This window comes from Microbispora sp. H10836, from assembly GCF_012999525.1.
Classification (GTDB): domain Bacteria; phylum Actinomycetota; class Actinomycetes; order Streptosporangiales; family Streptosporangiaceae; genus Microbispora.
The window spans coordinates 310,568-327,730 of sequence record NZ_JABBWU010000006.1 but is presented as its reverse complement, the minus strand read 5'-3'; the positions used below and the strand labels follow the sequence as shown (position 1 = coordinate 327,730).

At 73.4% G+C, this 17,163-nt stretch carries 16 protein-coding genes; 9 read left to right on the top strand and 7 right to left on the bottom strand.

Translation table 11 applies throughout. The annotated features are described in order from the left end of the window. The first annotated feature begins 39 nt into the window (after positions 1-39). Positions 40-1,332: an isocitrate lyase gene (gene aceA, locus HHX30_RS14560; RefSeq protein ID WP_169982446.1), complete on the top strand. Its 1,293-nt coding sequence runs from the start codon at positions 40-42 to the stop codon at positions 1,330-1,332. A gap of 105 nt (positions 1,333-1,437) precedes the next feature. Here aceA and HHX30_RS14555 read toward each other — a convergent pair whose 3' ends face one another. From HHX30_RS14555 to HHX30_RS14545, 3 genes are all read right to left on the bottom strand, one after another. Continuing rightward, positions 1,438-2,250 (bottom strand): ABC transporter ATP-binding protein, encoded by an 813-nt coding sequence (locus HHX30_RS14555; RefSeq protein ID WP_169982445.1) that lies wholly within the window; start codon positions 2,248-2,250, stop codon positions 1,438-1,440. 45 nt (positions 2,251-2,295) lie between these two features. Next, the gene (locus tag HHX30_RS14550) at positions 2,296-3,960 is read right to left on the bottom strand and encodes a serine/threonine-protein kinase (RefSeq protein ID WP_169982444.1); all 1,665 of its coding nucleotides are present in this window, start codon (positions 3,958-3,960) and stop codon (positions 2,296-2,298) included. A gap of 169 nt (positions 3,961-4,129) precedes the next feature. After that, the gene (locus HHX30_RS14545) at positions 4,130-5,110 is read right to left on the bottom strand and encodes an alpha/beta hydrolase (RefSeq protein WP_169982443.1); all 981 of its coding nucleotides are present in this window, start codon (positions 5,108-5,110) and stop codon (positions 4,130-4,132) included. A 209-nt stretch (positions 5,111-5,319) separates the two neighbouring features. On the opposite strand from HHX30_RS14545, the gene HHX30_RS14540 reads away from it, so the two are divergent. The 4 genes from HHX30_RS14540 to HHX30_RS14525 are packed head-to-tail and all read left to right on the top strand — an operon-like array spanning position 5,320 to position 8,015. Next, on the top strand, positions 5,320-5,613 hold the full coding sequence (locus HHX30_RS14540; protein WP_211591996.1) for a hypothetical protein: 294 nt from the start codon (positions 5,320-5,322) through the stop codon (positions 5,611-5,613). After that, positions 5,610-6,410, top strand: coding sequence for an ABC-2 family transporter protein (locus tag HHX30_RS14535; protein ID WP_311922392.1), 801 nt, complete (start codon positions 5,610-5,612; stop codon positions 6,408-6,410). The genes HHX30_RS14540 and HHX30_RS14535 overlap by 4 nt, the downstream gene beginning before the upstream one ends. 6 nt (positions 6,411-6,416) lie before the next feature. After that, positions 6,417-7,205 carry an ABC transporter permease gene (locus HHX30_RS14530; RefSeq protein WP_169982441.1) on the top strand — a complete coding sequence of 263 codons (789 nt, stop codon included), beginning with the start codon at positions 6,417-6,419 and terminating at the stop codon, positions 7,203-7,205. Between the two features lie 3 nt (positions 7,206-7,208). Further along, entirely contained in the window at positions 7,209-8,015 is an 807-nt protein-coding gene (locus HHX30_RS14525; RefSeq protein WP_169982440.1) for an ATP-binding cassette domain-containing protein, read from the top strand. On the opposite strand, the gene HHX30_RS14520 is transcribed toward HHX30_RS14525, so the two are convergent. From HHX30_RS14520 to HHX30_RS14505, 4 genes are all read right to left on the bottom strand, one after another. Further along, positions 7,939-8,415 (bottom strand): hypothetical protein, encoded by a 477-nt coding sequence (locus HHX30_RS14520; RefSeq protein ID WP_169982439.1) that lies wholly within the window; start codon positions 8,413-8,415, stop codon positions 7,939-7,941. The genes HHX30_RS14525 and HHX30_RS14520 overlap by 77 nt on opposite strands. A 64-nt stretch (positions 8,416-8,479) precedes the next feature. Beyond that, entirely contained in the window at positions 8,480-9,427 is a 948-nt protein-coding gene (locus HHX30_RS14515) for an ABC transporter permease (RefSeq protein ID WP_169982438.1), read from the bottom strand. Continuing rightward, positions 9,414-10,538: an ABC transporter ATP-binding protein gene (locus tag HHX30_RS14510; protein WP_311922390.1), complete on the bottom strand. Its 1,125-nt coding sequence runs from the start codon at positions 10,536-10,538 to the stop codon at positions 9,414-9,416. The genes HHX30_RS14515 and HHX30_RS14510 overlap by 14 nt, the downstream gene beginning before the upstream one ends. Then, positions 10,525-11,709 carry a DUF2092 domain-containing protein gene (locus tag HHX30_RS14505; RefSeq protein WP_169982437.1) on the bottom strand — a complete coding sequence of 395 codons (1,185 nt, stop codon included), beginning with the start codon at positions 11,707-11,709 and terminating at the stop codon, positions 10,525-10,527. The genes HHX30_RS14510 and HHX30_RS14505 overlap by 14 nt, the downstream gene beginning before the upstream one ends. Before the next feature lie 134 nt (positions 11,710-11,843). Between HHX30_RS14505 and HHX30_RS14500 the strand changes: the two genes are divergently transcribed. The 4 genes from HHX30_RS14500 to HHX30_RS14485 all read left to right on the top strand — a co-directional run bounded on the left by HHX30_RS14500 (position 11,844) and on the right by HHX30_RS14485 (position 17,139). Further along, positions 11,844-12,518 (top strand): response regulator transcription factor, encoded by a 675-nt coding sequence (locus HHX30_RS14500; RefSeq protein ID WP_169982436.1) that lies wholly within the window; start codon positions 11,844-11,846, stop codon positions 12,516-12,518. 39 nt (positions 12,519-12,557) lie between these two features. Beyond that, the gene (locus HHX30_RS14495) at positions 12,558-13,895 is read left to right on the top strand and encodes an ATP-binding protein (RefSeq protein ID WP_311922389.1); all 1,338 of its coding nucleotides are present in this window, start codon (positions 12,558-12,560) and stop codon (positions 13,893-13,895) included. A gap of 8 nt (positions 13,896-13,903) precedes the next feature. Beyond that, positions 13,904-15,322, top strand: a complete 1,419-nt coding sequence (locus HHX30_RS14490; protein WP_169982434.1) for an aspartate aminotransferase family protein — start codon at positions 13,904-13,906, stop codon at positions 15,320-15,322. A gap of 95 nt (positions 15,323-15,417) precedes the next feature. Then, complete coding sequence (locus tag HHX30_RS14485) at positions 15,418-17,139, top strand: GAF domain-containing protein (protein WP_169982433.1); 1,722 nt, start codon at positions 15,418-15,420, stop codon at positions 17,137-17,139. Positions 17,140-17,163 lie beyond the last annotated feature (24 nt).

Genomic DNA, 17,163 nt, shown 5'->3' with positions numbered 1-17,163 from the left:
CAGGTGACGACAACGTACGCAACAAGGGAGTGACCGGAGATGTCGGACCGCCTCACCGCCGCCGCCCAGCGGCTGCAGCAGGACTGGAACACCAATCCGCGATGGAGCAACGTCGAGCGGAGCTACACGGCCGAGGACGTCGTCCGACTGCGCGGCTCGGTGCAGGAGGAGCACACGCTGGCAAGGCTCGGCGCGGAGCGCCTGTGGGATCTCCTGCACCACGAGGACTACGTCCACGCCCTGGGCGCGCTGACCGGCAACCAGGCGGTCCAGCAGGTGAAGGCCGGCCTCAAGGCCATCTACCTGTCGGGCTGGCAGGTGGCGGCCGACGCCAACCTCAGCGGCCACACCTACCCCGACCAGAGCCTCTACCCGGCCAACTCGGTCCCCGCCGTGGTCCGCCGGATCAACAACGCGCTGCTGCGGGCCGACCAGATCAGCTGGGCCGAGGGCGACGAGGGGGCTCCGCACTGGCTGGCGCCCATCGTGGCCGACGCCGAGGCCGGCTTCGGCGGCGTGCTCAACGCGTTCGAGCTGATGAAGGCCATGATCGCGGCCGGCGCCGCGGGCGTGCACTGGGAGGACCAGCTCGCCTCGGAGAAGAAGTGCGGCCACCTCGGCGGCAAGGTGCTGATCCCCACCGGCCAGCACATCAAGACCCTGAACGCGGCCCGCCTCGCGGCCGACGTGGCGGGCGTGTCCTCTCTGGTCATCGCGCGGACCGACGCCCAGGCCGCGACGCTGCTGACCAGCGACGTGGACCCCCGCGACCGCGCCTTCTGCACCGGCGACCGCACCGCCGAGGGCTTCTACCGGGTCCGCAACGGCGTCGACGCCTGCATCGCCCGGGGCCTGGCCTACGCGCCGTACGCCGACCTGCTGTGGATGGAGACCTCCACGCCCGACCTCGACGTGGCCCGCGAGTTCGCCGAGGCGATCAAGCGGGAGTACCCCGACCAGATGCTGGCCTACAACTGCTCGCCGTCGTTCAACTGGCGCAAGCACCTCGACGACGCGACGATCGCCAAGTTCCAGCGCGAGCTGGGCCACATGGGGTACAAGTTCCAGTTCATCACCCTGGCCGGCTTCCACTCGCTGAACTACTCGATGTTCGACCTGGCCAGCGGCTACGCCGAGGAGGGCATGACGGCGTACGTCGGGCTCCAGGAGGCCGAGTTCGCCGCCGAGCGGCGCGGCTACACCGCCACCCGCCACCAGCGGGAGGTCGGCACCGGATACTTCGACCTGGTCAGCACGGCCATCGCGCCGGACTCCTCCACGACGGCCCTGAAGGGCTCGACGGAGGAGGCACAGTTCGCCGGGGCTCACTAACCACAGCGGACACAGGTCGGTGGCGGCCCCGCCGCCGATCCGCAGGTCACCCTCACGGGGATCTGACGGATCGGCGGCGGGGCCTCGCCGTGCCCGGCGCCGGTGTCAGACGCGCAGCGCGCGGGCGTACCAGCGGCCGTCCAGCGAGTCGATGCGCAGCCGCCGGCCGAAACAGTCCGACAGGTTCGGACCGGTGAGCACCTCCTCCACGGGACCGGCGGTGACGATGCGGGTGTCCCGCATCAGCAGCGCGTGCGTGGTGGTGGCCGGCACCTCCTCCAGGTGGTGCGTGACCATCACGGTCGTGAGCCCCTGCCGGGTGCGGGCCAGGTCCTCCAGGGCCTCGATCAGGTCCTCCCGCGCCGGCAGGTCGAGACCCGCGAACGGCTCGTCGAGCAGCAGGATCGCCGGGTCGGCCATCAGCGCCCTGGCCACCCGGATCCGGGCCCGCTCCCCCTGCGAGCACACCTGGAACCGCCGGTCGGCGAGGTCCTTGCAGCCGAGGTCGGCCAGCAGCCGGTGGGCCCGCTCCCGCTCCTCGTCGCCGTACCGGTCCCACAACGGCGCGCTCGTCGCGGTGTGCCCGGTGAGCACGACGGTCAGCGCGGTGGCGCCCTCCTCCTCCAGCAGCGACTCGTCCACGAGCCGCTGACTGGCCGCCACCAGGCCGATGCTCCGGCGCAGTTCCCGCAGGTCGACCCGGCCGAGCCGGCGCCCGAGCACCGTGGCCGTCCCCGAGCTCGGGTGGCGTACGGCCGCGGCGACCGAGAGCATCGTCGTCTTCCCGGCGCCGTTGGGGCCGAGGATCACCCAGTGCTGGCCGTGCTCCACCCGCCAGTCGGCCCCGGTCACCAGGGTCCGGCCGACCACGCGGACGGTCACGTCGTCGAGTTCGAGAGCTGCGTCCATCACGTCCATGGGCACACAGCATGCTGCATGGGCGTCCCTGCTCACCACGGCGTGTCAGGGGATGGACGGCGCCGGGGTGGACACCACACCGGGCGACTCGCTCACCGGCGGCGGGGGCGGGCTGGACGGCGGCGACTCTCCGTCCCCCCACTGCGGCTCGGCGGTGACCCCCGTCGACGGCGCCGGGGAATGGCCCTGCCCGGGGTGCCCCGGCTGTCCGGAGTGCCCGGGCTGCCCGGACTGTCCGGGCTGTGGTGGCGGGGACGGCCGGGCAGGGCGGCAGTCCCTCGGCCGCCCGGTGCCGCAGTGCCCGTCCGCCGGCGGGCGCAGCGTCACCCCGGCCGACGGCGGCGTGGGCACCGTGGTGGTCCGCTCGCCGTCCGGGGTCGCCGGCCCGGGCGGCGGCATGGTCCGGGTGGCCGTCACGGTCACCCTGGGCCGGGCGGCGTCCGCGATGGGCACCACCGGCGGCCGCGAGGTGCCGAGCTTGTCCTTCGGCGGCAGGGCGCCGTCCTCGCCCGGGACGACCACGGGCAGCGCGGGCGGCGGATCCGCCGTGCTCTCCATGCGGGCCGCCCCGGTGCCCGCCGCGACCACGGTCATCGCGGCGATCGTCACGGTGGCGAGCGCGGTGAAGCCCGCGTGGGACATCTGCGCCCCCGAGCGCGCCGCGCGGCGCCGGGCCGCCCTGCCCTGTGCCGCTCCCTGTGCCGTCCCCTGTGCCGCTCCCCGCGCCGCGCCGGCCCGGGTGCGCACCCCGCGTGCGGCAGCCCGGCCGGGGGCGGTGCCCGCCGGGTGGGGCACGGGCTGCCAGATCTCGTCGAGCACGGCGGCGACCGCGCGCCGGGGGTCGGCGGTCGCGTGGACCCCGCCCGCGGCGAGCAGGAAGGCGAGCAGCCCGGCCGCGTCGGGGCGGTCGGCCGGCTCCCGCCGCAGCGCCGCCGCCACGCCGTCCCACAGCGGCTTCGGCACGGCGTCGATCCGGGGCTCCTCGACCAGGATGCGCCGCGTGAGCACGTCGAGGTCGCCGGCGCCGAACGGATGCTGCCCGGTCGCCGCGAACGCGACCAGGCAGCCCCAGGAGAAGACGTCCGAGGCGGGGATGGCGTGATGGCCCCGCAGCCGCTCGGGCGCCACCCAGCCCGGGCTGCCCATGATCTGCCCGGCCTGTGTGTGCGCCATCGCGACGTCGAGGTCGCGGGCTATCCCGAAGTCGATGACGAACGGCCCGCGCGGCGAGAGCAGCACGTTGCCGGGCTTCAGGTCCCGGTGGACCAGCCCGGCCTCGTGGGTGGCCACCAGCGCGGCGGCGGTGCCGAGGGCCACGCCGTACGCGAGGTCGGGCGTGAGCGGTCCCCGGGCGGCGACGACCTGGGAGAGCGCGGGGCCGGGGACGTACTCGGTGACGAGGTAGGGCCGGTCGCCGTCGAAGCCGTCCTCGATGACGGCGGCCGTGCAGAACGGCACCACGCGGCGGGAGAGCGCGACCTCCTCGGCGAACCGGGCCCGCAGCGTGGGGTCGCCCAGGTGCATCGGATGCGGCGTCTTCAGGGCGACCTGCCCTCCGCCGGGATGCTCGGCCAGGTAGACCACGCCCATTCCGCCGCTGCCCAGCCGGCCGAGCAGCAGGTAGCGCCCGACGACGACCGGGTCGCCCACGGTCAGCGGGCGCACACCGGGAGGCATGCCGTTCTGGAAGGCCGTTCCGCCACGTGCCATACGGAAGCTACCTCTCTCGAAGTGCCGCACAGCCACTGTGGCCGCTTGGAACGCGCCACGCGCTCAACTAGCGCCAAGCGGCATGAGAGGTAAGCCCAATGGCACCTCCAGGTAAGGTCAGCCGGAGAAACCCCAGGTCACATTGGTCCCATTGACCCCAAAATGACCCCTACGCGGCCTCGGCGCCCGCGGCGGAGCGGTGGACGTCGACGGCGTCGAGGAAGCGGGAGACGTGATCGAAGAACAGGCGGCCCTCGGGGAGGACGTCGGCCAGGAGGGGGAAGATGTGCGGCATGCGGTTCCACTCCTCGTAGGTCACCTGCACGCCGTTCTCACGGGCGCTGAGGGCGACGTGGCGGGCCTCGTCGCGCAGGACCTCGGTGGAGCCGGTGACGATCATCAGCGGGGGGATCCCGGTGTAGTCGCCGTACACGGGGGACACGAGGGGGTCGAAGCAGTCGAGGCCGTCGGTCCAGCGGCGGGCGAGCCAGTCGACACGGCCGGCGGGGAGCATGGGGTCCGCCCAGACGTTGGCGCGGCGGCGGCTGGAGCTGAGGTCGGCCCAGGGGGACAGACAGATCCCGGCGGAGGGGAGCGGCATGCCGCGGTCGCGCAGGGACAGCAGCGTGGCCAGAGTGAGGTGGCCTCCGGCGGAGTCCCCGGCCAGCACGATGTCCTGGGCGTCGTATCCGAGGCCGAGCAGGCACTCGTACGCCTGGAGTGCGTCCGTCAGCGACTCGGCGAGGGAGTGGACCGGCCCCTGGCGGTAGTCGAGCGAGAACACCGGGCGGCCGGTGACGGCCGACAGCCGCCATGTGATCGGCCGGTGGGTGGCCGGGGAGCAGACGAAGTAGGCGCCGCCGTGGAAGTAGAGCACCACCTTGCCCTCGTCCAGGCCCGTCCCGCCGTGCACCCATTCCCCGGTGCACGAGCCGAATCCGTCTGGAACGATGGACACGTGCTTGGGGAGCATGCCCGGGACCCGCTCGCCGAGGCAGATGATGCGGCTGGCAACGGCCATCCCCCTGGTGTTGCGCACGAGAATGGTGGAGATCGGCTTCATGGTGCCCCGCAGAACCCCGTTGATCGCGGCGGCCTGCCAACTGACCGGATATTCCGGACGGATGTCTACATTCAGCTCATGCTCCATGCAAGCCTCCCAAAAGGGACATTCCCCATTAGGTCATCCGTTCTACCGGTTGGCATGTTTCACTCCCCTTACAGGGATGTTACGAGCAGGTAACGACCGGAGGTCATGAGGCACCCATGCATGGATATTCGGCGGCTCCGCTGCCCCGGAAGCTCGGTGTCAAGCCCGGCCACCGCGTGTTGCTGGTAAACGCTCCGCAAAATATCCGTATGGACGGCGATCAAGGGGACGACGGAAATCCCGAGCCGTACGACGTGATCGTGATTTTCTGCCCCGACAGGGCCACCCTGGCGGCCGCGTTCCCGCGGGCGCGCGAGCGCCTGGCGCGGGACGGCGGGCTCTGGGTGAGCTGGCCCAAGAAGGCGAGCGGCGTCGCCACCGACCTGTCCGGCGACCTCGTCCGCGCCTTCGGGCTCGGCGAGGGCCTGGTGGACAACAAGGTGTGCGCCGTGGACGAGGTGTGGTCGGGGTTGCGCTTCGTCCGCCGCCTCGCCGACCGGTGATCCCCGGCCACGGCGCCGCCGTCTCCCTCTACCCGCGGCTCGCCTGGTACGGCTTCCGCAGGCACGCGGCCTACTGGGCCGCCGCGCTGGCCGGGGCCTTCACCAACACCGTCTTCGGGGTGCTCCGCGCGTACGTGCTGATCGCGCTGTGGCAGGCCCGGCCGGGGCTCGGCGGGTACGACGTCGCGGCGGCGGTGACCTTCACGTTCCTCACGCAGGCGTTCATCGGGCCCATGCAGCTGTTCGGCGGCGGCCTGGACCTGCCGCAGCGGATTCGCAGCGGCGACGTCGCGCTCGACCTGGTCCGCCCGGCGTCCCTGCAGGCGTGGTGCCTGTCGGAGGACCTGGGCCGGGCGGCGTACCTGTTCGCCGTCCGCGGCGCCCCGCCGGCCCTCGTCGGCGCGTCGCTGTTCGGCATCCTCGCCCCGCGCGCGCCGGCCGCGTTCCTCGCGAGCGTCGCCCTCGGCGTGGTCGTGAGCTTCGGGTGGAGGTACATCGTCGCGCTGGCGACGTGCTGGGTCATGGACGACCGGGGCCTCGCGACGCTGTCCATGGTGCTCACCACGTTCTTCAGCGGGCTCATGCTGCCCCTGACGATCTTCCCCGGGTGGTTCGGCGAACTCGCCCGCGCGCTGCCGTGGTCGGCGATGGCCCAGGTGCCCGCCGACGTCTACCTCGGCACGGCCGAGCCCGCCCGCGCCCTCGCCTTCCAGGCGCTGTGGGCCGCCGTCCTGCTGGCCCTGGGCGCGCTCATGACCCGTGCCGCCCGCAGGAAGGTCGTGATCCAGGGTGGCTGAGCGGCCGTGATCAGGACGTACGCGCTGCTCGCCTGGGCCTGGACGCGGGCCGCGGCGCAGTACCGGCTCTCGTTCGCGCTCACGACGGCGGGCGCCTTCGTCGTCGGCGGCCTCGACATCGCGGTGATCTGGGTGATCTTCGCCAACACCGACTCGCTGGCCGGCTTCGGCCTGGCCGAGGTCATGTTCCTGTACGGCGCGTCGGAGCTGGCCTTCGCGCTCGCCGACATGCTGTTCGGCAACGTCGACCGGATCAGCCAGCACATCAGGGCAGGCACCCTCGACGTCATGCTGATCCGGCCCGCGTCGCTCTTCGTGCAGGTGGCGGCCGACCGCTTCACCCCGCACCGGATCGGCCGGGCCGTACAGGCCGCCGTGGTGCTGAGCGTGGCCCTGACGCGGCTGGAGATCCCGCTCGGCCGCGTCTGGATGGTGCCCGTCATGGTGGCGTCGGGGGCCGTGATCTTCACGGCGTTGTTCACGCTGGGCGGCGCGCTGCAGTTCCTGCTCACCGACGCCCCCGAGGTGGCCAACGCGCTCACCTACGGCGGGGCGATGCTCAACCAGTATCCGCTGAGCGTCTACGACGCCCGCATCGTCCGGGGGCTGACCTTCGTGCTGCCCCTGGCGTTCGTCAACTGGCAGCCGGGCCTGTACGTGCTCGGCCGGCCCGACCCGCTCGGGCTGCCGTCCTGGACGGGTTTGCTGTCCCCCGCCGCCGCGCTCGCGCTGGCCGCCGTCGCGGCGCTCGCCTGGCGGGCGGGGATCCGCCGCTACCGATCGACGGGGAGCTGAACAGTGATCGAGGCAGACGGGGTCGGCAGGACCTTCACGGTCCGCCGCCGGGTCGTGCACGCCGTACGGGACCTGTCCTTCCGCATCGCGGCCGGGGAGTTCGCCGCCTTCCTCGGCCCGAACGGCGCGGGCAAGTCCACCACGATCAAGATGCTGACCGGGATCCTCACCCCGACCTCGGGCCGGGTCACCGTGGCCGGTCTCGACCCCTCCCGGCGGCGTACGGCTCTCGCCCGCAGGATCGGCGTCGTCTTCGGCCAGCGGACGACGCTGTGGTGGGACCTGCCGCTGCGGGACAGCCTGGAACTGGTCCGGCTCCTGTACAAAGTAGATCGCAAGGTGTTCCGGGAGCGGCTGGACGAGCTGTGCGACCTGCTCGACCTGGGCGCCTTCCTGCGGACGCCGGTGCGCCAGCTCAGCCTGGGCCAGCGGATGCGGGGCGACATCACCGCCGCCCTGCTGCACGATCCCGCCGTGCTGGTGCTCGACGAGCCGACGATCGGGCTCGACGTGGTCAGCAAGGCGGAGGTGCGCGACTTCCTGCGCCGGCTGAACGCCGAGCGCGGGACGACCGTGCTGCTGACCACCCACGACCTGGGCGACGTGGAGCGGCTGTGCCGCCGCGTGCTGCTGATCGACCACGGCCGGCTGGCCTTCGACGGCACGGTGGACGACCTGCGCGCGACGGTGCCGGAACGCGCGTCGATCGAGGACGTGGTGGCCGAGCTCTATCTCAGAAGCCGAGCGACTCCTCGTACTCCTCCTCCTGCTCCTCTTCCCGCTCGCGACCGGCCCAGCGGGACGGCATGAGCACCGGGAGGAACAACGCGACGCCGAGCAGGCCGTACACGCCGGTGGACAGCAGCGTGAGCATGCCCCGGCCGGCCTGCAGCAGCTCGGCCTGCACCGACGGCCCGGTGGGCACAAGGCTCGCGGCGCGCGACACGTCGAGCACGTAGACCACGGTCCAGGCCAGCAGCGCCATCGACGGGACGAACGCCGCCAGCGGGGACACCCGGCCGACCAGCACCAGCCCGAGCAGCAGGCCCACGACGGCCATCACGCCCAGGGCGATCAGCATGCGGGTGTCCTTGGCCGGGTCGATGCTCTGGGCCGCTCCCCGGACCGCCTCCTGGGAGGCCCAGCCACCACCGAGGAGAAGAGCCGCCCCGACGACAACGCCCAGGAGCAGCCCGAAGAAGTGCCGCATGAACACCACCTTGGGTGAGAGGTCCGCGGCAACACTAGCGACAAAGAACGGTAAAGGGCAGCACTTACGCCGTGATGTCCTTGCTCGTGAAGCGCGCCCAGGCGACGGACCCGGCGACGATGGCGTAGGCGGCGAAGGCGAGCAGCCCCTGTCCCATCTGGTCGAACTCCACCGGCGCCCGCAACGCCCCGTCGAACGCGCCCCACCACGAGGTCAGCAGGAACGGCCGCACGGCCGCGACCTGTGGGATCGCGGACAGGACCTGGCTGACCACCACCAGCACGACGCTCGATGCCACCGCCCCGATCGGCGCCTCGGTCAGGGTGGACACCGCGAGCGCGACCGCGCCGAGCGCGGCCATCCCCGCGGCGGCGTACAGGACGACCACCCCCACGCGCAGCAGGGCGCCGCCCGCCGGGATCGTCGTGCCGGACAGCAGCGTCACCGGCCCGACCGGGAACAGGACCAACCCGGCCGCCAGCGCCGACAGCGCCACCACCGCGCACGCCGCGAGGCAGAAGACCACGACGTTGGCGTACTTGACCGCGAGCAGCCTGGTGCGGCCCGCCGGGGCGACGAGCAGGTAGCGCAGGGTGCCCTGGGCGGCCTCGCCGGCGATCGCGTCGCCCGCCACGACCGCCACGGTCAGGGGCAGCACGATCGGCATCATCGCGACGAACGCGGCGAACGTCAGCATCAGGCCGTTGCCCGCGATCTGCCCGACGATCGAGCCGCCCACGTCCTCACCCGACGCGACCCGCACCGCGACGCCGACCAGCACCGGCACCACGGCCAGCACCCCGAGCATCGCGAGGTTGCGCGGGCGGCGGAACGTCAGGCCGATCTCGGAGGCCAGCAGCCTCGTCAGATGCCGCGTCGTCCGCCCCGCCGACGGCACGCCCGGTGCGGGCCCGGTGGCGTGGGCGGACGGCCGCTCCTCCCCCGGCCGGGCCTCGGACACCGCCTCGGACACCGCCTCGGACACGGCTGTCGCGTTCTCACGCACCGACATCGAACCCCTCCCCCGTCAGTCCGACGAAGATCTCCTCGAGCGTGGGCCGGACCACGCCGAACCCGCGTACGGCCACGCCCTCGCCGACGAGCAGCGCGCAGAGCCGTTCCGGCGCCTCCTCGCCGGCGACCGCCGTCACCTCGCCGTCCCCCGCGCGCACCTCGCGCAGCCCGGCCCGGGACAGCACGGCCACCGCCGCGCCGACGTCCGGCGTCTCCACGCGCAGGCGCGCCTGTTCGCCCGACGCTCGAAGGGCGGCGATCGGCCCCTGGGCGACGAGCCTGCCGGTGCGCATGACGCCCACGTGGGTGCACATCTGCTCGACCTCGCTCAGCAGGTGGGAGGAGACGAAGACGGTCGTGCCGTCCTCGGCGATCCTCCTGATCAGCGTGCGTACCTCCCTGGTGCCCTGCGGGTCGAGGCCGTTGGTCGGCTCGTCCAGCACGAGCAGCTCCCTCGGGACCAGCAGCGCGGCGGCGATGGCCAGGCGCTGGCGCATGCCGAGCGAGTAGTTCCGGTAGCGCTTTCCGGCCGCCGCCGTCAGCCCGACCCGCTCCAGCGCCGCGCCGATCCTGGCCCGCGCCGTACGCGGGTCGGCCCCCGGGCCGGCCGCGTCCAAGCGGCGCAGGTTCGCCTCGCCCGACAGGTACGGGTAGAAGGCCGGCCCCTCGACCACCGCGCCGACGCGCGGCAGCGCCCGCGCCAGCCCGGCGGGCATGGGCGTGCCGAGCAGCGACCACGTGCCGGCGGTCGGGGCGACCAGGCCGAGCAGCATGCGGATCGTCGTGGTCTTGCCCGAGCCGTTGGGGCCGAGGAAGCCGAAGACGGCGCCGCGCGGCACTGCCAGGTCGACCGCGTCGACCGCCACCTGGCCGCCCCGGAAGCGCTTGGTGAGACCGGACGTGACGATGGCGTGCGCGCCCGCGCCCTCGGAGGAGGGCGAGGGTGCCCCGGCGTCGTCCCGGAGCGCCCCCGCGCGCGTGCCCACCGTCACCGCGTCCACCGTGATGTCCACCCGGCTGTCCACCGCGATGTCCACCGCCATGTCCCGCGTGATGTCCTCCGCGATCCCGTCCGTCCGCGGTGCGTGGGCCGGGTCATCTCTTCTCACCCGCCGCCCGGTAGAGGGCCTCCGGGGTGACGGCGCCGGCGAGCAGGCGGCCGTCGTCGGTGATCAGGATCGACACCACCTTCGTGCGCAGCAGCCTGCCGCTCCCCCACGCCCCGCTGACCGGGGTGGCCGACGAGCGCACGCCGTCGAGCAGCGCCGCGAGATCCACGCCGTCCCGCTCGCCGGACCGCTCGCCGGACCGTTCGGCGGGGGCGTCGGGCAGGGACGTGACGAGCACGCTGTCCCAGCCCGAGCCGACGACGCGGCCCCGGTCGCGGGCCTCGGCGGCCGCCTCCGGCCGGTGCCCGGCGGAAGGCGCGGCGGTCCCCTCCTCGACCTTCGCGCCGGGCGGCGGCGTGAAGGCGAAGTTCTCCGGGGCGGGAGCGGTGAACGACAGCGACTCGAAGCCGACCTCGAAGACCGGCTCGGCCGCGCCCTTCGCGTACACCTGGACACGCAGCGGCATCAGCTTCTCTCCGTCGAGCGCCACCCGGACGTCCTTGATCAGTGAGTCGGCCGCCTTGGGCGTCAGCACGATCTGGTAGGCCGCGCGGCCCGCGACCGTCACGTTCTCGCCGACGCCGATCGCGGTGTCGGTGCCGGCCGCCTCCAGCGCCTGCCGCGCGGCCTGCTCCGGCGTCGCGAACCGCGTGTCGAACGGCGTCGCGGATCCGGGCCGCATCGGGAAGGCGCCCTCCGGCCTGCCGCCGGTGGCCGCCGGAGCGGTCATACGGGTCGCCTTGTTCGCGGCGCTGTCCCACAGCCACACCTCGTCGCCGTCGGCGATGAGGTCGGTCTCGCTCATCTCCCCCGGCAGCATGAGGCGGAACCGGTTCTCCCCCGCGTACCAGATCTTGAGCTGGTGCGACCCCGACAGCAGCGACGCCGGCGAGGCCCCGGCCGACCCGGGCGGCCCGGACAGGCCCGACAGGCCGGGCAGCGCGGGCAGGCCGAGCGACGCCGTCTCGACGATCGTGCCGGACATCTGCGGCATCCGGCCGTTCTGCCAGGTGCGCGCGACCTCGGCCAGCAACTGCTCCGCCGTACGGTCCGGCAGCGACGGGTCGCTGCGCACCGCCGCGATCACCGGGCCGGTCCCCACGGCCGCCGCCACCACGGCCACCGCCGCCACCGGCACTCCCCACCTCACGGCTCGGGCTCTCTTCGCCATCTCACATCTCCCACTATGGGCGGAAACCTGACGACTCGAGACTGCCGGGAGGTTCCTGTGCCGACGCTGAGACGGGCTGAGAGGCCTCTCAGGCACGCCGCACCCGCACGGGCGAAAGGGGCCACACTGGGGCAATGCGGGTTCTGGTGGTGGAGGACGAGCGGCGGATGGCGGCGGCGCTGCGCCGCGGACTGCAGGCGGAGGGCTTCGCCGTCGACCTGGCGCACGACGGCCACGAGGGCCTGCACCTGGCCCGCGTCGGCGACTACGACGTGGTCGTGCTCGACATCATGCTGCCCGGCATGTCCGGCTACAACGTGTGCAAGCAGTTGCGCGCGGAGGAGAACTGGGTGCCGATCCTCATGCTGTCGGCCAAGGACGGCGAGTACGACATGGCCGACGGGCTCGACCTCGGCGCCGACGACTACCTCACCAAGCCGTTCTCGTACGTCGTGCTGGTGGCCCGTCTCCGGGCGCTGCTGCGCCGGGGCGGCGGCCGCAGGCCCGCCGTGCTGCGCGCGGGCGACCTGTCGCTCGACCCCGCGGCCCGGCACGTCGCGCGGGGCGAGGAGCCGGTCGAGCTGACGCCCAGGGAGTTCGCGCTGCTGGAGTATCTGATGCGCCGGCCGGGCGAGGTGGTGTCGAAGCCGGAGATCCTGGAGCACGTGTGGGACACCTACGACACCGATCCGAACGTGGTCGAGGTGTACGTCGGGTATCTCCGGAGGAAGATCGACACGCCCTTCGGGCGCGCCGCCCTGCAGACCGTGCGCGGAGCCGGATACCGGCTCGCGAGCGACGGCGGCTGAGCCGTGCGCCCGCCCGATCCCCCCGTTCTCGCGCGCCCCGTGACGTGGTGGCGGCGGCAGAGCCTGCGGTTCCGGGTAACCGCCGCCGCGACCGCCGTGCTGGCGCTCGCCCTCGCCGTGTCGGCGTACGTGTTCGTCGCGGTGCTCGGCGAGGCGCTCGTCCGCCGCATCGACGACCAGGTCTACCAGCGGGGCCGTGAGATCGTCGCGCTGTCGGACGCGGACCGGCTGTCCGATCCCGTCGTCTCGGCGGACAACACGATCGTGCAGGTGCTCGACCGGGACGGGCGCATCGTCGACGCCACCCCCAACACCGATCGCCTGGTCCCCCTGCTGCCGGCGGAGGCGCGGGAGGCCGCCGTGCGCACCGGCGAGCCCCTCTTCCTGGACGGCAGGCCGTACGCGCTGCCGGGGCCGCTGCGGGTGCGGGCGCTCAGCGCGGACCGCGGCGTGACGGTGATCGTCGCGCGGTCGTTCGCCGAGGTGGAGAGCAGCCTGGTGACCACCGGGCACGTGCTTGCCGTCGGTGTGCCGCTCCTGCTCGCGCTGCTGGCGGCGGTCTCGTGGCTGGTCGTCGGGCGCACGCTGCGGCCCATCGCGCTGCTGCGGCGGGGCGCGGCCGAGGTGGGCGCGACGGCGCGGTCGCGGCGGCTGCCGGTGCCCGAGGCCCGCGACGAGGTCCACGCGCTCGCGACCACGCTCAACGACATGCTCGGGCGGCTGGAGGAGGCCGACGCGCGCCAGCGGGCGCTGGTCTCCGACGCCGCGCACGAATTGCGCAGCCCGCTCGCGAGCATCCGGCTGCAGCTGGAGGTCGCGCTCAGCCACCCGGAGGGGCAGGACTGGAAGGAGACGGCGGAAGGGGCGCTGGAGGACACCCTCCGGCTGTCCCGGCTCGCCGAGGACCTGCTCGCGCTCGCCCGGCTCGACGAGGGCCGCCTGGGCCGGCGGGAGCCGGTCGACCTGGCCGAGCTCGCCCGCCGTACGGCCGAGCGGCACGGCCTCGACCTCGACCTCGCGCCCGGACCGTCTCCCGTCGTGCTCGGCGACGCCCTGGACCTGCGGCGGGTGCTCGCCAACCTGGTCGGCAACGCCCTGCGGCACGCGGCGTCGGCGGTCCGGATCGGCGTACGCGCCGCCGGGGCGGTCGCGGAGCTCACCGTCACCGACGACGGGCCGGGCATCCCGCCGGAGGACCGCGAGCGGGTCTTCGACCGGTTCACCCGGCTCGACGACGCGCGCAGCCGCGACGACGGCGGCGCCGGGCTCGGTCTCGCGATCGTGCGCACCACGGTCGAGGCCCACGGCGGTACGGTCCATCTGGAGGACGCCTCCCCCGGACTGCGCGCCGTCGTCCGGATCCCCCTGGCACGTTGAGGAGTTCCATGCTTCCCGACCACGGCAGGCCCGTCGCCGAACTGCTCGCCGAGCTCACCGCCCTGAAGGCGGCCGACCTGCCGGTCCGCGGCGGCAAGGTGACGGCCTACGTCTACGACACCGGCCTGCCGGAGGTGCACGAGGCCGCGCACCGGGCGTACGCGGAGATGCTCGAGGTCAACATGCTCGACCCGACGGCCTTCCCCAGCATGGTCGCGCTGGAGCGTCAGGTCGTCGGGGCGGTCGCCGAGCTGCTCGGACGTCCCGGCGCGCCGGGGATCTTCACCAGCGGCGGCACCGAGTCGATCATGCTGGCGGTGAAGGCGGCCCGCGACGCCCGCCCCGGCGCCACCCGGGTCGTGCTGCCGGTCACCGCGCACCCGGCGTTCCACAAGGCCGCGCACTACCTCGGCATGGAGATCGTGCCGGTCCCGGTGGACCCGGCCGGCTACCGCGCCTCGGTCCCGGCGTTCGAGGACGCGCTGGACGAACGGACCGCGCTGGCCGTGGTCTCGGCGCCGTCCTATCCGCAGGGCGTCGTCGACCCGGTCGAGGAGGTCGCCGCGCTCGCCGCCTCGCGCGGCGTGCCGTGCCACGTCGACGCCTGCGTCGGCGGCTGGCTGCTGCCGTGGCTGCGCGAGGCCGGGGCCGCGATCCCGCCCTTCGACCTGAGCGTGCCCGGCGTCACCTCGATCTCCTGCGACCTGCACAAGTTCGGGTACGCGCCGAAGGGGGCGTCGGTGCTGCTGTTCCGCGACGCGGAGCTGCGCCGCCGGGCCTACTTCGCCTCGGCGGCCTGGCCCGGCTACACGATCATCAACGCGACCGTGCAGAGCTCGCGCTCGGCCGGGCCGCTCGGCGGCGCCTGGGCGACCCTGCAGGCCCTCGGCCGGGAGGGCTACCTGGAGCTCGGCCGCAGGACGCTGGAGGCGACCCGGCGGCTGGCCGACGGCGTCGGGAAGATCCCCGGCCTGCGGGTGCTCGGTGAGCCGGAGGCCGCGCTGGTCGCCGTCGCCGGCTCCGCCGAGGTGGACGTCTTCGTGCTCGCCGACGAGGCGCGCCGGCTCGGCTGGTTCCTCCAGCCGCAGCTGTCGTACGCCGGGATCCCGGCCAACATCCACGTGACGGTCACCGGCGTGACGCTGGCCGGGGTGGACGCGATGCTGGAGGTGATCGCGGAGGCGGCCGAGGCCGCCCGGAAGCGAGGGCCGGCCGAGGTGCCGCAGGGCCTGCCCGAGCTGATCGCGTCCCTCGACCTCGACGCGCTGGACGACGCCACGTTCGCCGAGCTCGCCGCGTCGGTGGGCATCGACCTCACCGCCACCGGGCAGCCCGGGATGGCCGTCGTGAACGCCGTGCTCGACGCGCTGCCGGCCGCGGCCCGCGAGGCGGTCCTCGTCCGGTTCCTGTCGGTCCTGTACTCCTGAGCCGCCTCTCGCGGAGGAGGCCCTCGGCCCCGGTGAGCGCCCCCCGGTTCTCCCGGGGTGGGCACGGGCGTGCCGGTGATGCCAAACTTCGCGTTATGAGGGAGAACGAGCAGCGGTCGCTGGTTCCCAGCATGCGGCTGGACGATTTGCTGGCGGAGTTGCAGGCGCGTCTGGAGGCGGTGCTCGCCACGCGTGACCGGGTGCACGCGCTGCTGGAAGCGGTCGTGTCGATCGGCAGCGATCTGGACCTGGAGGTGGTGCTGCGGCGGATCGTGGCGACCGCCACCACGCTGGTGGATGCGACCTACGGGGCGATGGGCGTGATCGGGGAGGAGAACACGCTCGTCCAGTTCGTGCCGGTGGGCTTGAGCGAGGAGGAGATCGCCAGGATCGAGCACTGGCCGCACGGGCTGGGCCTGCTCGGTCTGTTGATCAAGGAGCCGCAGACGCTGCGGTTGTCGCACATCGCCGAGCATCCCGAGTCCTATGGGTTCCCGCCGGGTCATCCGCCGATGGGGAGTTTCCTGGGTGTGCCGATCCGGGTGCGTGACGAGGTGTTCGGCAATCTGTATCTGACCGAGAAGCGCGGGGGCGGGGACTTCGACGAGGACGACGAGGCGATCGTGGTGGCACTCGCCACGGCCGCGGGTGTGGCGATCGAGAACGCGCGGTTGTATGAGGACAGCCGGCGGCGGGAGACCTGGTTGCAGGCCTCGGCCGACATCACGACCCGGTTGTTGTCCGGTGGCGAGCCGCAGGAGGTCCTCACGCTGATCGCGCGGCGCGCCCGTGAGATGGCCGACGCCGACGCCGCGGCGATCCTGCTCCCGGGCAAGGGCGACGACACCCTGCACGTGGCACTGGAGGACGGCGCACCGGCCGACGACGGGCAGCAGGGCGTCCGTCTCGTCGGCGACGAGGTCGCGATCGAGGGGTCCCTGGCGGGCCGGGCGTTCCTCAGCGGCGAACCGCTGGCGCTGGACGATCTCGACCACAACCAGGTGCGTCTGGTCTGGGCCGACGACCCGCCGGTGGGCCCGGCCGGCGCCGTGCCGCTGGGTGCGCCGGGAGCCGTGCGCGGGGTGCTCGCCCTGGTCAAACGCTCGGGACGGATGCCGTTCAGCCAGTCCGAACTACGGACACTGCACGCCTTCGCCGGACAGGCCGCCGTCGCCCTGGAACTGGCCGAGACCCGCCGCGACGCCGAACGACTCGGCCTGCTGGAAGACCGCGACCGCATCGCCAAGGACCTGCACGACGTCGTCATCCAACGCCTGTTCGCCGTCGCCATGACCCTGATGAGCGCGGTACGCCTGGTCGAACGCCCCGAAGCCTCCTCCCGTCTGCAGAACGCGATCGACGAGCTCGACACCACCATCCGCCAGATCCGCTCGACCATCTTCGCCCTGCAGACCCCGCGCGAGCACACCGCGCCCAGCCTCCGCGCCCAGATCGTCGACCTGGTCGAAGGCGCCCGCGGCCACCTGGGCTTCATGCCCGGCCTGAGCCTGGAGGGCCGCCTCGACAACGACGTGCCCCCCGAGGTCGCCGAACACCTGCTCGCCGTGCTCCGCGAGGCCCTGTCCAACCTCGTCCGCCACGCCAAAGCCCGCCGCGCCGACGTCACCGTCCACGCCGCCGACGGGCACCTGACGCTCCTGGTCCAGGACGACGGCGTCGGCATCCCATCCGAAGGCCGCCGCAGCGGCCTGCGCAACCTCGCCGACCGCGCCGAACGACTCGGCGGCGCCTTCGCCGTCACCTCCCCCGAGGCCGGCGGCGCCCGCCTCGAATGGACCGTCCCGCTGCACGGATGAGACCCCTCCCCTACGCCGGCGGAT

Coding starts and splice junctions, on each gene's coding strand:
- HHX30_RS14550 (WP_169982444.1), bottom strand. CDS start 3,960: ATGGCACGTGGCGGAACGGCCTTCCAGAACGGCATGCCTCCCGGTGTG.
- HHX30_RS14520 (WP_169982439.1), bottom strand. CDS start 8,415: ATGCGGCACTTCTTCGGGCTGCTCCTGGGCGTTGTCGTCGGGGCGGCT.
- HHX30_RS14505 (WP_169982437.1), bottom strand. CDS start 11,709: ATGGCGAAGAGAGCCCGAGCCGTGAGGTGGGGAGTGCCGGTGGCGGCG.
- HHX30_RS14500 (WP_169982436.1), top strand. CDS start 11,844: ATGCGGGTTCTGGTGGTGGAGGACGAGCGGCGGATGGCGGCGGCGCTG.
- HHX30_RS14545 (WP_169982443.1), bottom strand. CDS start 5,110: ATGGAGCATGAGCTGAATGTAGACATCCGTCCGGAATATCCGGTCAGT.
- HHX30_RS14485 (WP_169982433.1), top strand. CDS start 15,418: ATGAGGGAGAACGAGCAGCGGTCGCTGGTTCCCAGCATGCGGCTGGAC.
- HHX30_RS14490 (WP_169982434.1), top strand. CDS start 13,904: ATGCTTCCCGACCACGGCAGGCCCGTCGCCGAACTGCTCGCCGAGCTC.
- HHX30_RS14555 (WP_169982445.1), bottom strand. CDS start 2,250: ATGGACGTGATGGACGCAGCTCTCGAACTCGACGACGTGACCGTCCGC.
- HHX30_RS14515 (WP_169982438.1), bottom strand. CDS start 9,427: ATGTCGGTGCGTGAGAACGCGACAGCCGTGTCCGAGGCGGTGTCCGAG.
- aceA (WP_169982446.1), top strand. CDS start 40: ATGTCGGACCGCCTCACCGCCGCCGCCCAGCGGCTGCAGCAGGACTGG.
- HHX30_RS14540 (WP_211591996.1), top strand. CDS start 5,320: ATGGACGGCGATCAAGGGGACGACGGAAATCCCGAGCCGTACGACGTG.